Origin of the sequence: Sinosporangium siamense (genome assembly GCF_016863435.1) — a bacterium.
Classification (GTDB): domain Bacteria; phylum Actinomycetota; class Actinomycetes; order Streptosporangiales; family Streptosporangiaceae; genus Sinosporangium; species Sinosporangium siamense.
The window spans coordinates 115,508-128,104 of sequence record NZ_BOOW01000029.1; the positions used below are offsets into that span (position 1 = coordinate 115,508).

13 protein-coding genes and 1 pseudogene are annotated in these 12,597 nt (G+C 68.9%); 6 read left to right on the top strand and 8 right to left on the bottom strand.

Annotated elements, in window-relative coordinates; genetic code table 11:
- Positions 1–378: 378 nt before the first annotated feature.
- Together Ssi02_RS22720 and Ssi02_RS39875 are read right to left on the bottom strand one after the other, a co-directional pair.
- Positions 379–585 (bottom strand): hypothetical protein, encoded by a 207-nt coding sequence (locus Ssi02_RS22720; protein ID WP_204028890.1) that lies wholly within the window; start codon positions 583–585, stop codon positions 379–381.
- 184 nt (positions 586–769) lie between these two features.
- Positions 770–994, bottom strand: coding sequence for a hypothetical protein (locus tag Ssi02_RS39875; RefSeq protein ID WP_204028923.1), 225 nt, complete (start codon positions 992–994; stop codon positions 770–772).
- Here Ssi02_RS39875 and Ssi02_RS22730 point away from each other — a divergent pair.
- Positions 909–1,274, top strand: coding sequence for a hypothetical protein (locus Ssi02_RS22730; protein WP_204028891.1), 366 nt, complete (start codon positions 909–911; stop codon positions 1,272–1,274). The two genes, Ssi02_RS39875 and Ssi02_RS22730, sit on opposite strands and share 86 nt — an antisense overlap.
- A 269-nt stretch (positions 1,275–1,543) precedes the next feature.
- Here the strand turns inward: Ssi02_RS22730 and Ssi02_RS22735 are convergent, their stop codons facing one another.
- Together Ssi02_RS22735 and Ssi02_RS22740 are read right to left on the bottom strand one after the other, a co-directional pair.
- Positions 1,544–2,440, bottom strand: coding sequence for a glycoside hydrolase family 19 protein (locus Ssi02_RS22735; RefSeq protein WP_204028892.1), 897 nt, complete (start codon positions 2,438–2,440; stop codon positions 1,544–1,546).
- Positions 2,441–2,872: 432 nt separating this feature from the next.
- Complete coding sequence (locus Ssi02_RS22740; RefSeq protein WP_204028893.1) at positions 2,873–3,067, bottom strand: hypothetical protein; 195 nt, start codon at positions 3,065–3,067, stop codon at positions 2,873–2,875.
- Between the two features lie 101 nt (positions 3,068–3,168).
- Here Ssi02_RS22740 and Ssi02_RS22745 point away from each other — a divergent pair, with 101 nt between their 5' ends.
- Complete coding sequence (locus Ssi02_RS22745) at positions 3,169–3,792, top strand: HAD-IA family hydrolase (RefSeq protein WP_204028894.1); 624 nt, start codon at positions 3,169–3,171, stop codon at positions 3,790–3,792.
- 128 nt (positions 3,793–3,920) lie between these two features.
- Here the strand turns inward: Ssi02_RS22745 and Ssi02_RS22750 are convergent, their stop codons facing one another.
- A complete protein-coding gene (locus Ssi02_RS22750) occupies positions 3,921–4,925 on the bottom strand; it encodes a GbsR/MarR family transcriptional regulator (RefSeq protein ID WP_204028895.1) in 1,005 nt (334 codons plus the stop codon).
- Between the two features lie 222 nt (positions 4,926–5,147).
- On the opposite strand from Ssi02_RS22750, the gene Ssi02_RS22755 reads away from it, so the two are divergent.
- The 3 genes from Ssi02_RS22755 (at position 5,148) to Ssi02_RS22765 (ending at position 8,729) form a co-directional block, all read left to right on the top strand.
- Positions 5,148–6,107, top strand: a complete 960-nt coding sequence (locus tag Ssi02_RS22755; RefSeq protein WP_204028896.1) for an ABC transporter ATP-binding protein — start codon at positions 5,148–5,150, stop codon at positions 6,105–6,107.
- A complete protein-coding gene (locus Ssi02_RS22760) occupies positions 6,104–6,952 on the top strand; it encodes an ABC transporter permease (protein ID WP_204028898.1) in 849 nt (282 codons plus the stop codon). Before Ssi02_RS22755 ends, Ssi02_RS22760 begins: the two co-directional genes overlap by 4 nt.
- Positions 6,953–7,424: 472 nt before the next feature.
- The gene (locus Ssi02_RS22765; protein WP_204028900.1) at positions 7,425–8,729 is read left to right on the top strand and encodes a retropepsin-like aspartic protease; all 1,305 of its coding nucleotides are present in this window, start codon (positions 7,425–7,427) and stop codon (positions 8,727–8,729) included.
- Between the two features lie 177 nt (positions 8,730–8,906).
- Here the strand turns inward: Ssi02_RS22765 and Ssi02_RS22770 are convergent, their stop codons facing one another.
- A complete protein-coding gene (locus Ssi02_RS22770) occupies positions 8,907–9,536 on the bottom strand; it encodes an LUD domain-containing protein (RefSeq protein WP_204028902.1) in 630 nt (209 codons plus the stop codon).
- 283 nt (positions 9,537–9,819) lie between these two features.
- Between Ssi02_RS22770 and Ssi02_RS22775 the strand changes: the two genes are divergently transcribed.
- Positions 9,820–9,981, top strand: a complete 162-nt coding sequence (locus tag Ssi02_RS22775) for a hypothetical protein (RefSeq protein ID WP_204028904.1) — start codon at positions 9,820–9,822, stop codon at positions 9,979–9,981.
- 390 nt (positions 9,982–10,371) lie between these two features.
- On the opposite strand, the pseudogene Ssi02_RS22780 reads toward Ssi02_RS22775, so the two are convergent.
- Together Ssi02_RS22780 and Ssi02_RS22785 are read right to left on the bottom strand one after the other, a co-directional pair.
- Positions 10,372–11,450 (bottom strand): annotated as a pseudogene (locus Ssi02_RS22780) (IS110 family RNA-guided transposase); the annotation flags it as partial.
- Positions 11,451–11,685: 235 nt separating this feature from the next.
- Positions 11,686–11,949: a DUF1877 family protein gene (locus Ssi02_RS22785; RefSeq protein ID WP_204028908.1), complete on the bottom strand. Its 264-nt coding sequence runs from the start codon at positions 11,947–11,949 to the stop codon at positions 11,686–11,688.
- Positions 11,950–12,597: the final 648 nt, after the last annotated feature.

Sequence of the window (12,597 nt, forward strand, 5' to 3'; positions counted from 1 at the left end):
CCAACCACCACTGCCTCGCCAACGGCCCCGCAGCCGGGAACATCGGCAATCACGCCGTCGGCGCCGCGGGCCCTGCGACCGTGTCGGCAAAATCGTGGGCAGACTGCCCCTCATGCGTTGAGTTCCCGCATCGGGCGGAACGGTCCGACGTCGACTCATCAAGGGGCCGGTGGTGCCGTCCGGCAGAGGGGGGCGTGGGGCCCCCGGCCGAGTCGTCGGTGACCTCGGGCGCGGGGGCGGGATCTTCGTTTCCCGCAAAACGAGTGATCGGGCTGCCCGGCCGCTCAGCGTCCTGTCGGGGCGGAGGTCCGGGCGGGGCCACGTGGCGAGACGTGGCCTGTGTGCGGCTTGGTTGTCCGTGGAGGGGGACTGAGGCCGCTAGCCGGCCATATGCCGGTTGAGCGAGGCTCGCTGCACGAGCCGGAGCCCCGTCTCGACCAGCACCCAGCCCAGCCGTGCCTTCAGCCTGACGGTGACAGGCTCCAGCCTGGCGGACAGGTCTCGCGCCTTGCGCCATCGCAGCACGTTGTGCTGCAGCTCACGTGCTCGGCAACGATGCATCATCAGATATATCTCAGCGTCCATAAAGCAGCCCTCCTCTCACGGTGGTTCACGTCCGGAACGGGAATCGGTACAGGTGCAGAGCGACGTGCTCGCGGTCCTCGGGTGTCGCCGGACTCTTGAGCTGCTCGGCCGTGCGCCTCCCACTTCCTCACCGGTTGGTGAATCTCCTCGCCGAGCCGGCGAAGCTCTGAGGTGGTCAGCCACGTCAGGTATTCGGAGCCGAAGGAGGCACTGCGCCACTCCTGCTCCCAGCCCGCCTGTGTGTCGAGGTAATTCTGATACATCTCACGGTGCTGGTGGAACGCGACGCGCGAGAAGCCGCGCGGTCCTCGGGGGACAGCTCGATGTCCCCCGCCCTCATGCTCTCCTCCAGGTGGGCCAGGGATGACGTGCCGGGGATCGCCAGGATGACGGGGGAGTGCCCCGGCAGCCATGCAAGGGCGGTCCGAGTACGGCTTGCGCCCTACCCGTCGCGGGTCAAGCGCCGTCCTGTACGGCGAAGCCGTGCAAGAGCGCCGCGGGTTCGCGCCCTGGCGGCGGGGCGGGCGTCGAAGACGGCATCCCGCGAGGCGGCCAACGAACATCGCGTGCAGGCCCTGATGCGCCTGGTTCCCTGCGGACTGGCCACCTCCGGGCACACCAGGTGGATGCGGAGGGCGAGCACCTACCTGTCGTCGCCCGGGCGCCCGCTTGAGCACGCGCGGGTGTGAATTCGCGGCGGGGGAGGAATCGGGAACGCTGGAATTCCCGGTCTTCGGACCGGCCGGCTTTGCCGTACCGGCGGGAGAAAGCCCTACTTAAAGGGTGATGCGAAATCAGTGCTTTTCAGGGGAGCATTTGTGCGCGGTGCAGCAGGGGCGTGCCGCGCCCGTGGGGGAACCCTCCCCTCAAGGCAGGTGAGGAGAGGGTTCCCGTGCCGCCGGCGCCGCCCGGGAGACGCTGTGGTCAGGTGGCCAGCGGCTCTCCGGGCGACCGGCGGCTAGCAGTAAACGGGTTCGGCGAGGGGGACGCCGAGGGTTGCGGAGATGCTGTGGTAGAAGTTCACATATCTATTGATGCGAGGCGGGTCGCCGGCGGTGCACTCCGGGGTGCCCTTCAGGCTGCGGACCGTCTCGCCGAAGCCGTGCCCGCCGGTCATCGCCTCGTGCGGGGTCATCGTGCCGTGCCCCTTCTGAGTCGTCCACGCCCACACAGCGGTCGCCCAGGCGACCGACGGCTCCCGCTGTACCAAGCCGGGATTGTTGAGCAGGTCGATGCCGAGCGCGTCGCCCGCCGCCTTGTAGGCGGAGTTGTGGCTCAGCGCGAGGGCACCCCGCGGGTAGTAGGCGGAGCGGCCCGCCGGGCACCCGTACGGCTGAGCCTCGTCGCAGTATTGCGGGTAGCCGGCGGGGTCTGTGGCGTGGGTGAACGCCAGGCCGCCGGTCGCGTGGTAGACGTGGGCGAGGAAGGCGGCCGCCTCCTGCCGCGCGACGGTCTGGCCGCCCGTGGAGGTGAACGCCGGATAGGCGCTCAGCGCCGTGATCAGGCCCTGATAGGTGTAGAGCGCGTTGCGGTTCGGGAAGATCCGCTCGAACTCCGCCTCGCCGACGACGAACCCGCGGTCCTCGCAGGCTCCCTTGTCGATCCACACGCCCGAGGAACCTCCGGGAGTGTTGTTCTTCGTCCACCACCTGGCCTGCCAGTTGCGGCCGCCGTGGGATGCGGTCAGCCCGCCGGTGTAGGCCCGGCCGGGGTTCCACGCCTCGGCGCAGACCGGGACGGGCGGTTCGGCGGCGGCTTTTCCGGCGGCGGCCGACGCCGCCGCGGGGAGGGCGGACGTCAGCCCGCCGGCGAGGGTTAAGAGGGCCAGGGTGGTCGCGATCCTACTTCTTAACAATTGTTCAGCTCCTTTGTGGTACGCCATCGCATTAAGCCGCGACGGATCGACTTCACGGCATGGCGAACTAGACATCCAGCTAAATACCGTGAATTCGACGACAATTAATCCGACACGGATCATCCACGTCAATAGACATGGTTAAGCGTTGTGCATAAACGATTACTGCCGCTTGTGCCGCGTTTGTCACCAGACCGGACGGCGGACCATGCTGCGCGGCCCCAGCGGGCGCGGGGCCGGCTCGACCTCCAGCACCCGGCGCCACAGCAGGTGGTCCCCACCCGGTGGGTAGCGGAGCCCGCGAGATCGGGAACGTGGAGCGGCTGACGTCTGGCAGGCCCGGAACCCGGCGGGTAGGCAAGACGGGGGTTGGGCCGTGCCGCCGGAGGAGGAGTGTGGAGCGCGGTCCGGTGCTCCCGTGCGGTGGCCTCGTCAGACGGCCTTGACCACGGTGCCGGCGCCTTCGGGCGCGGACACCTCGCCGGCGGGTGCCGTGGTGTGGGTGACGAGGGTGTGCAGGAGCGTGGTGGTGCCGGTCAGGGCCCCCTCGGCGGCGTGGGGCCGTCCGCCCGGGCACCATAGCCGAAACGAACATATAACCTGTTCGAGAAACTGATCTTCAAACATCAAACATGTTCGTTGGCATGGGACGTTTGCTTCGAGTCGCTCGCCCGCGCCCGGACCCCGCCCCTGACCTGAAACCGCAGGAACCCGGAGGAACCCCCGCCGTGTCCACCGCCCGACGAATCGTGCTGTTCGACCTCTTCGGTGTCATCGCCCTCCACCAACGTCCGGGCACCTTGGCGGCGATGGCCGCCCGGTTCGACGCACCCGCGGACGCCTTCGCCGAGGCGTACTGGGCGTGCCGCCCGCCTTACGACACCGCGCAACAGTCCGCGTCCGAGTACTGGGCGACCGTGCTGCGGCGGCTGTCACTTCCCGTAGACGCCGACACGATCGAGGAACTACGGCTCGCCGACATCGACAGCTGGTCACGCGTCGACGACCGCATGGTCGCCTACGTGCAGTCTCTGCAAGACCTCACCGAGGTCGCCCTGCTGTCCAACATCGCCGCAGACCACGCGGACGCCTTCCTCGCCGCACACCCCTGGCTGCGGAACCTGGACCACGTCGCTCTCTCCGGAAAGATCAACGCGGCGAAACCGGATCCGGCGGCGTTCCACCACTGTGTTGTCGCCATGCAGGCGACACCCGCCGACTTCCTCTTCGTCGACGACCGCGAAGAGAACGTGCACGCAGCGCATGCCATGGGCATGCGCGGGCACGTCTTCACCCGGCTCGACGAACTGACACCCGTCGTCGAGACCTGGCTGCATGCCGATTCGGCATGACCACCACGAACTCCCACCGCCGACGAGGCCCACCTCACCGAGATGCTCCCTGACACATCGCCAGAAAAGTCACTGAAGGTAATACCCTCGACACTTTCCGGAGTATGGAAAGAGGGGGCGCCCACCCCCTACCTGCGAGTAGGGAGGTCGTCGGCGAAGGCCAGGCGGCCGAGGGCCTCGCGCTGGAACACCGACAGGCGGTCCGTCCTCGGGCCCAGGCCGTAGTGCTCGGGACCGACCCGCCGCAGCGCGACAGGGTCGCCCAGCCCCGGGTGCTCGCCGGCGACGCGAAGAGCCGACTCGACCCGATCCACCCCCCACCCGAGGGCGCGGGCGAGCGCCCCGGCCGAGAGCGGCACCCCGGCGTGGGCCAGGGCCGCGAGCACCGTCATGGCGTCGTCCGCCGCGGGCACGAACTCGACCCCGCTCGACGCCTCGACCTTGTTCATCATGTCGATGCCGCTCGTCATGTCGGCGCTGAGGCGGGCGAAGAAGCGGGCCATGTGATCGAGCCGGGCTCCCGCCTGTGTGGCGGGGCCGAGGATGCCGGCGCCGCGCCGCGCCACGTCCGCCCACGACCCGTGGGCGTTGGCGGTCGTCAGCAGCGACTGAAACCACACGTCGTCGTCGACGAGGTAACGCTCCCGCCGCTGCCGGGTGGTGCGCTCACGCCGCACGAGCTCCACCCCCTCCAGGTAGGTGACGGCCTTGGACACCGACGCGGGACTGACCCCCAGATGCCGCACGAGCTCGGCCGCGGTGAGGCCGCCCGAGTCGGTGACGAACAACCGGGCGAGCACGCGGGCCGCCATCCGCGGCAGGCCCGCCTTCCCCATCAGGCCCGCGAACAGTTCGGCGTACTCACGCACGGCTCCCGGATCGCGCCCGTGATCCCCGTCGCCGCCGGGCGGCGGCGACGGCGAGACGGGCCTGTCCCTGCGGGCGCGCCACCCGGTGGCGTGGTGGGCGTGGGCGGCGCGGTATCCGGCGGCCCCGCCGTTGCGGGCCACCTCGCGGCTCACGGTCGAAGTGGGCCTGCCCAGCCGCCTGGCGATCTCGGCGAACCCGGCGCCCTCCGCCAGTCCCGCCGCGATCTGCTCGCGCTCCTGCCGACTCAGCCTGCCTCCGGGCATGTGCGCCTCCTCCCGCCGGGTGTGCATTAACCATCAGGTCATTGCAACGACGGCATGTCATGCGTTGCATTACCAGCCAATGCCATTGCAACGTTTTCCCTGATAACCCACCATAAAGCCCGTGAACACCCTTCGATTTCATTGAGAGGCCGTGAAACGCAACTTAGCCTTCCTAAATGCCCCACCAGGGGTGAAGCAAACAACAGACTGAAGGCGAAACCTATGACGATGACCGCGCTCGAGGTCGAAGGGCTGCGCATGCGCTACGGCCCCCACGACGTCCTGCACGGCGTGACCTTCCACGCCCGCCCCGGAGAGGTGCTGGCGCTGCTCGGCCCCAACGGCGCGGGAAAGACCTCGACCGTCGAGATCCTCGAAGGTTTCCGGGCCCGCTCCGGCGGCCACGTCCGCGTGCTCGGCACCGACCCCGCACACGGCGGGGAACGGTGGCGGGCCCGGCTCGGCATCGTGCTGCAATCCTGGCGCGACCACGGCAAATGGCGGGTGCGCGAACTCCTCTCCCACCTCGGCTCCTACTACGCCGCCTACTCCACCGACCGCATCCGCCGCCCCTGGGACGCCGACGACCTCATCGAGGCGGTCGGCCTCAACGCTCAGGCCGGCAAGAAGATCAAAACCCTGTCCGGCGGCCAGCGCCGCCGCCTCGACGTCGCGATCGGCGTCGTCGGCCGCCCCGAACTCCTCTTCCTCGACGAACCCACCGCGGCGTTCGACCCGCGCGCCCGGCACGAGTTCCACGACCTCGTGCGCGGCCTCGCCGCGACCGGCGAGACCACCATCCTGCTCACCACCCACGACCTTGAGGAGGCGGAGAAACTCGCCCACCGCATCGTCATCCTGAGCGGCGGACGCATCATCGCCGACGGCACCTCCGCCGAACTGGCCCGCCGCATCGCCGGCGAGGACGAGGTCCGCTGGACCGTCGACGGCCAACGCTTCACCCGCAAGACCACCGAGTCGACCGCGTTCGTCCGCGGCCTCTTCGCGGAGTACGGCGAAGCCGTCGAAGCCCTGGAAGTCCACCGCGCGTCACTGGAGCAGACCTACCTGGCCCTGGTCCACAAGGCCGAGACACCCGACACCGGCCCAGCCGAGCCCGAGGAAACGAACCCCGCGGCAATCCGATCAGTGGGCAAACACAAGGAAGCGAACGGCCGATGAACCCCACCGCCATAGCGATCCGGACGGGCGTGGCCCGGGGCCTGGTCGAACTGCGCCAGTCCTTCACCAACGGCGCCGACCTGTGGGGCCACTTCTTCTGGCCGCTGCTGATGCTGACCGTCATGTTCTTCGTCCGCGACACCGAGTTCGGCTCCAGCGGACTGCTGCTCGGCACTCTGGCGCTGCCCAGCATCCTCGGGATGAACGTCGCCCTGGCCATGGTCAGCATGAGCCAGTCCCTCACCGCCGACCGCGAGGACGGCACCCTGCTCCGCGCCAAGGCCACCCCGCACGGCATGCCCGCCTACCTCATCAGCAAGATCATCTCCGTGGGCGGCGGCGGCATCGGCGACCTGGCCATCTTCCTGATCCCCGGCATGTTCATCGTCTCCGGCCTCGCGACCGGCACCGTCGGCTCGTGGCTGACCGTCCTGTGGGTGCTCGCCCTGGGCATGATCGCCTCCCTTCCGATCGGCGCCGTCCTCGGCTCCCTCTTCACCACCGCCCGCGCCCAGGGCATCATCACCCTGCCCGTCCTGGCCCTGATCGGCATCTCCGGCATCTTCTACCCCCTCACCTCACTCCCCGAGTGGGTCCAGGTGATCGCCCAGATCTTCCCCTTCTACTGGCTCGGCCTCGGCATGCGCTCAGCCCTCCTCCCCGACGCCGCGGTAGCCGTCGAGATCGGCGAATCCTGGCGCCACCTGGAAACGGTCGGCGTCCTCGGCGCCTGGGCCCTACTCGGCCTCCTCGCGGCTCCCGCCGTACTCCGCCACATGGCCCGCCGCGAATCCGGCTCAACCGTCGCCGCCCGCCGCGAACGCGCCTTGCAACGCGTCGGCTGACCCCATCGGCACCGCGTCGAGAGAACCTGCTGCCCTGATTTGCCGGCGGACCGTCCGCATTCCGGGGCGTCGCGGATCTGCGGCCGGCGAAGTGCCGAGTTCTTTCCCCCTCAAAAGGGCTGGGCTGCGGACAGGATCGAGCGCGTGAAGTTCGGCCGGGTGGTGTGTCTGCGACCACCTAGGCCGGTCGACGGCGGCCGCTGCCGGCGCGACTGTGACACAACCATGACACGGCGCGAACGAGGCGGGGACGCGGCGGGCCGACAGTGGACGAGGTCGACCGGCGAGCGGGTTACAGCGCGTGGCGCGAAGCAATCCGGGTGCCCGCATCGGGACGACGCTGTGCGGCCCGGTGGCCCCGGGAGCACGGCGTCGCCCTCATCAAGCAGGGCGAGACGAACCGACCGGAGCCGCTGTGACCGTCCGCCGGGACAGAACGTTACGACGAAGGCGATCACTAGAGGGAGAAGGCGTGGCTGATGACAGGAAATGGGACCGGCGTTCGCTGTTGCGGGGCGCCGCGGTCCTGACCGGTGCCGCCGCGACCGCGCCGCTGCTGGGCGGGGCGGTCGCGGCGTCGGCCGGCAGGGGTGACGCGGACGCGCTGTTCAAGGCAGGGGAGTTCGAGAAGGCCGGCCGCGCGTATGAGGAGATCCTGAAAAAGGACCCTGAGAACCTGCACGCGGCCCGCCGGCGCGGCTATGTCGCGCTGCTGGCCAACAAGTTCCCCGACGCCGAAAAGTACCTCAAGACGGCCGTCCAGCTGGCGCCCAGTGACAGGGACGCCAACTACTTCCTGGCCGACTGCTACCTCCGGCAGGACAAGTTCTCCCTGGCCGCACCACGGTGGAAAGCGGCCGGCGAGGACGGCTACGCCAAGTGGTTCGCGGCAGTCCGCGGCGAGGCGTATCAAATCCACGGCGACATCGCGCGGCTGCCGTTCCAGCAGATGGACCCGATCCCGCTGCTAGAGGCCTCGGTCAACGGCGGACCGCCGAAGCGCTTCACGTTCTACACCGGCGCCCCGAATCTGAGCTTGACCGCGTCGGTGGCCAAGGAAGCCGGGCTGAGCCCCGTCGCCAGCCAGAAGGTCGATTTCGAGGGCGGCGCCATATGGGCGTACTACGGGATACTGGACTCCTTCAAGCTGGGCGGCATCGAACTGCGCAACGTCCCCGTGGGCTGGTCGTCAACGGAGTCGGGCGGAGATGTCGACACCGACAGCGACGGCATGATCGGCACGTGGGTCTTCCACCACCTGCTGACCACCTTCGACTACGCGGGCCGGCAGCTGATCCTGCGCCGCCGCACCCCCGAAACGGCCAGGAAGGCACGCGCCGCCGCCACCCGGGCGGGCGCCGAGCCCCTGCCGCTGTGGCTCGCTGAGCAATATCTGCACAGCAGGGGCAGCATCGCCGGCGACGCCGGCTCCCGCACAGGGGTGGTGGGCGTGAACTTCGGCGGAAGGAGCGAGAGCGCCGCGGTCGTGTTCGGGGAGACGGCCAAGCGGTTGGGGATCCGCAGCGACTACGACCGCCCGATCGGGACCTTTGCCCACAGCCACCCGGCCGTCACCTACCCCTGCTACCCGAAGGAGATCCGCCTCGGCGACGCCGCCGCCAAGGAGATCTACTGCGAGACGCACCCACAGGCCGCGCTCGCCCCCCTCGGGTTCGACGTACGAGCCGCCCTCTTCCACTGCTTCTTCAAGCCTTACAACATCACCCTCGACTTCACCGACATGAACCTCTACATCGCCCGCGGCAAGGCCACCTGATCATCGCGACCGCACGGGCTGGATCCGCCTGACCAAGCCCAACGGCAGGCTTTGTCAACCAAGGGGCGACCGGCACGAGCGTGCTGTCGCGGTTCCCGTCCACGATCGACTTTCGGGCAACGTCTGATCGGCCGGTAACCCGGCCGGAGGATCTGGGCCGGCCGCCCGGCAGGTAGTTCAGAAACCGATGGTTTCGCGGAGCAGCAGGACGGTGCCGCGTCCAGGCTGGTATTCCCCGTTGAGGATGAGAAGGCGGTTGACGACGCTTGGCCACCCATGGACCTCCAGGGTGCGGGCGTTCTCCAGCGGCAGGCAGTGGTCTTCGACGCGGCGCAGCGCGGTGCTCAGATCGGGCACCACCTTCTGCGCCCCGACGATCCAGATCGCGCGGGCGGCGCCACCGGCGTAGCTGGGCAGCTGGCTTCCGCTGCCCGAGGCGACCACGAGGGAACCGGTCTCGGTAACCGCGTGGACGCTGCCCACGACGACGTCGGGGCTGGCGCACAGCCGCCGGATCTCGTCCATCTGGGTGGCGCGGTCCATGGCCAGGGCGCGCGGCTTGACGGCCTCATAGCGCCCACCGGTGTTGATGTCCTCATCGATGCCGGACAGGCGGAGGGTCTCGCTGGCCCCGGTGAACACGCTGGCTCCTTCGGGTATCAGCTCCCTGACCCGGGCACGCGCGGCGGCGACGTCGTCGAGGATCTCGACGGTGAAACCGTGCGCGGTCAGCGCGGCGGCCGCCCGCTCCAGACTCTGACCGGGCGCCGCGTCGGCGAACGGTGTTTCCGGAATTGAAGTGGTCATGATGTCGCTGAGCTCCATGTTCGCTGAATGATGTGTTGCTCTCAGTAGTTCGACAACGCAGCCCTCCGGAATGTGAGGCCGGTGCGCCGCCTCACATTCCGGAGCGCCGTCTCGTCGAACTGGTGAGGACCGATGCGACAGAGGGAGCCGACGGCGCCATGACCACCCAATCCACGCCAAAACAGGGCCAACCCGACCCGGGCCTGGACACGATCACCCCATCGAAGGCAGCGAGCAGATCGCGCGCGCCTGGGTTGAGATCGCCGACCGCGGGCCCGACAACATGACATTCCTGGAACGTACGGTCAACGGCCAGCCCGGCCTGGTGGCCCAGCAAGACGGCGTCATCGTGACGGTGTTCGCGTTCGAGGTCGCGGGCGACCGGATTAAACACATCTGGGTGGTACGCAACCCTGACAAACTCCGCCCCTGGACGACAGTCTGAGGCGCGTCTCCCTGGGCTCTGTAAAACGCTAGGGTCAACCCACATCGGAGGCAGACCGGAACTCCTATGGCCCGGAGGCCGTTCGAGGTGAGCGGTCAAGGATCCGGCGGAGCTGGCGGCGCGGATCGTGACGTGGGCACGGGACGAGTAGGCAGAGGTAAGTCTGGGTTGCCAAGGGGCGGGGTCCAGGACAGGACGCTGCCCACCGCGGTCAGCAACAGCGATGTGGGCAGCGCCGAGGCGATGGTGTCGCGCAGGAGGGCGTCCGCGGGATCGTTGGTCTGCATGACGTGGCCCAGCCTGCCGGACGTGCGGGCCATGCGTTGGGGCCACCGGCAGTACAACCGTGACCACGCACGTCTCCGCACGCCAGGCGAACACCGCCGTCGATGCTCCTATGGACGTCAAGCGGCGAGTTCTTGATCGTTTGCGGTGATGATCCGATAGAGCTCGCGGGCGACGTAGCGTTTGAGGCAGCGGATGATTTCTTTCTTGGAGAGACCTTCTTTAGTGCGTCGTTCCATGTAGGAACGGGTTCGGGGATCCCAGCGCAGGCGGCAGAGAACGACGCGGTAGAGGGCGGCGTTGGCTTGCCGGTCGCCGCCGCGGTTGAGCCGATGCCGCTGAGTCCTGCCGGATGAGGCCGGGATCGGAGCGGCGCCGCAGAGCATGGCAAAGGCGGCCTCGGAGGCGAGCCGGTCGTGGTTCTGGCCGGCGGAGACCAGGAGTTGGCCGGCGACGTCGGTGCCGACGCCGTTCGCCGCGATCAGGCCGGGGTTGACGGCGGCCACGAGTGGGTCCAGGAGTTCGTCGAGATCGTTGATCTCTTCTGTGAGCTGCCGGTGGCGGCGGGCCAGGGACCGCAGGGCGATCTTCGCGGCGGTGGCCGGACTCCCGGCATCGGCCCGCTCCGGCCGCAGGCCCGCACAGGTCTCGATCAGCTTCCTGGCGGGCGGGCCGCGCAGCCGTTCGCGCAGGTTGTCGGGGGCGGTGACGATCAGTGCCTTGATCTGGCGCTGGGTGTCCGCGCGCTGGTCGACCGCCGAGCGGCGGGCCACGCGCAGGTTGCGCAGCGCCTCGATCCGGCCGTCGCGCTGTTTGGGGGTGCCGGTCCGGTCGCCGGCCAGGGCGGCCCTGGCTGCGGCGACGGCGTCGATCGGATCGGACTTGCCCTGGAGGCGGCGGGTCCTGCGGTCGGGCCGGTCGACCTCGACCACCTGGACGTGCTCGTCTCGCAGCAGCCGGGCGAGCCCGGCCCCGTAGGCGCCGGTGCCCTCGACGCCGACCCGCAGCAGTCGTCCGAATGAGCGCATCCAGGCCAGTAGGGCGGCGTAGCCGGCCGGGTCGGCGGGGAAGGATTCGGTCCCCAGCGCACGCCCTACTCGGTCGATGACGGCTGCGGTGTGGGTGTCCTGGTGGGTGTCGACTCCGCCGGCGACCTCGGTGATCGCCGGATCATGGGGTGTAATGGGGGTCATCGTCGTCCTGTCGTCTTGACCGGGGGCAGGGCGGCACGCACCGGCCGGGCGGACGGACAAGACAGTGATGGGGCCTCTGGCCAGGCTCCTATGAGGTCACCCCGCCACGTCCGGTGAGTGCAGGTGAGCGCCTCCCGAGCAGGACCGACAGATCGGCTTGAGGACCCGAGGTCAGTCAGTCGTTGGGTCAAGTCCTGGCGGGAGGTGCTCATCTCCATCATCACTGTCAGTCGTCGAAGAGGATCATTCCCTCACCTTTCGTCTCCGCGTCCCCGAAGAAGCAGGCGAGTTCCTCATAGAACGACTTGTCGTAGTCCTTGCGCCGCCCCCGGTCCGGCACCAGCGCCACACCCGCCGCAGCCATCTCCCCCGGATCGGCCCCGGCGACGAGCGCGTCGAACGGATGCCGCCTCAGAACCGCCGCGATCGCCGCCACGTCGGCGGGAGCCATGAGGAACGGCTCGAACGGCATGTCGCCGAACTCCGACACCAGCCACGGCTCGACGTCGCCGGGTTGTGAGACGAATTCCTCACTGCTCTGCAGCCGAATCGGTTTCCCCGCTCCTTGAGCAGGAACTCGAACAGGTCGAGGGACTTACTCGGTATGGAGATTCCGGCGTCCCCCCAGGCCCCCTCCTGCCACCACTCGGCCAGCGCGTGCCAGTCATCGGTGTATCGGGTCAGCTGGTCAGGAGAGAAGTTGACATACCGCAGCGCACTCATGATCCACAGGCTAGGAGAGCACTCGGCCGCCGGCCAACCGCGCTCGCCTCGCGCGAGTACATCGAGGACCTGGGACGTTAGGGAGTCGAGGGGCCGAACAGTCGTGCACCGAGCCCCTGGACACGTCAGACGACTGGCGGCCTGTCGATTCCGGCCAGGCGGGACAGTACGGCGAAGCCGTCGTCGGTGCCGCCCTGCTGATGCACTCGGTCCATCAGGCGGCGCACCTGCCGGATGGTGTGCTAACGCTCGGGCAGCAGGCACACCGACTGCTGAAGGTACAGCGCACCCAGCGAGCACCCCTGCTACGTGGACGACGACAGGGCTCTGCCGATGCCAACAATGGAACCGGGCTCTCGCCGTACAAAAGGGACCCGCGGCGGAAGGTGATCCGCCGCGGGCCGGGTGTGGAGTG

Coding starts and splice junctions, on each gene's coding strand:
- Ssi02_RS22720 (WP_204028890.1), bottom strand. CDS start 585: ATGGACGCTGAGATATATCTGATGATGCATCGTTGCCGAGCACGTGAG.
- Ssi02_RS22775 (WP_204028904.1), top strand. CDS start 9,820: ATGACATTCCTGGAACGTACGGTCAACGGCCAGCCCGGCCTGGTGGCC.
- Ssi02_RS22755 (WP_204028896.1), top strand. CDS start 5,148: ATGACGATGACCGCGCTCGAGGTCGAAGGGCTGCGCATGCGCTACGGC.
- Ssi02_RS22730 (WP_204028891.1), top strand. CDS start 909: ATGTCCCCCGCCCTCATGCTCTCCTCCAGGTGGGCCAGGGATGACGTG.
- Ssi02_RS22750 (WP_204028895.1), bottom strand. CDS start 4,925: ATGCCCGGAGGCAGGCTGAGTCGGCAGGAGCGCGAGCAGATCGCGGCG.
- Ssi02_RS22770 (WP_204028902.1), bottom strand. CDS start 9,536: ATGACCACTTCAATTCCGGAAACACCGTTCGCCGACGCGGCGCCCGGT.
- Ssi02_RS22760 (WP_204028898.1), top strand. CDS start 6,104: ATGAACCCCACCGCCATAGCGATCCGGACGGGCGTGGCCCGGGGCCTG.
- Ssi02_RS22740 (WP_204028893.1), bottom strand. CDS start 3,067: ATGTTTGAAGATCAGTTTCTCGAACAGGTTATATGTTCGTTTCGGCTA.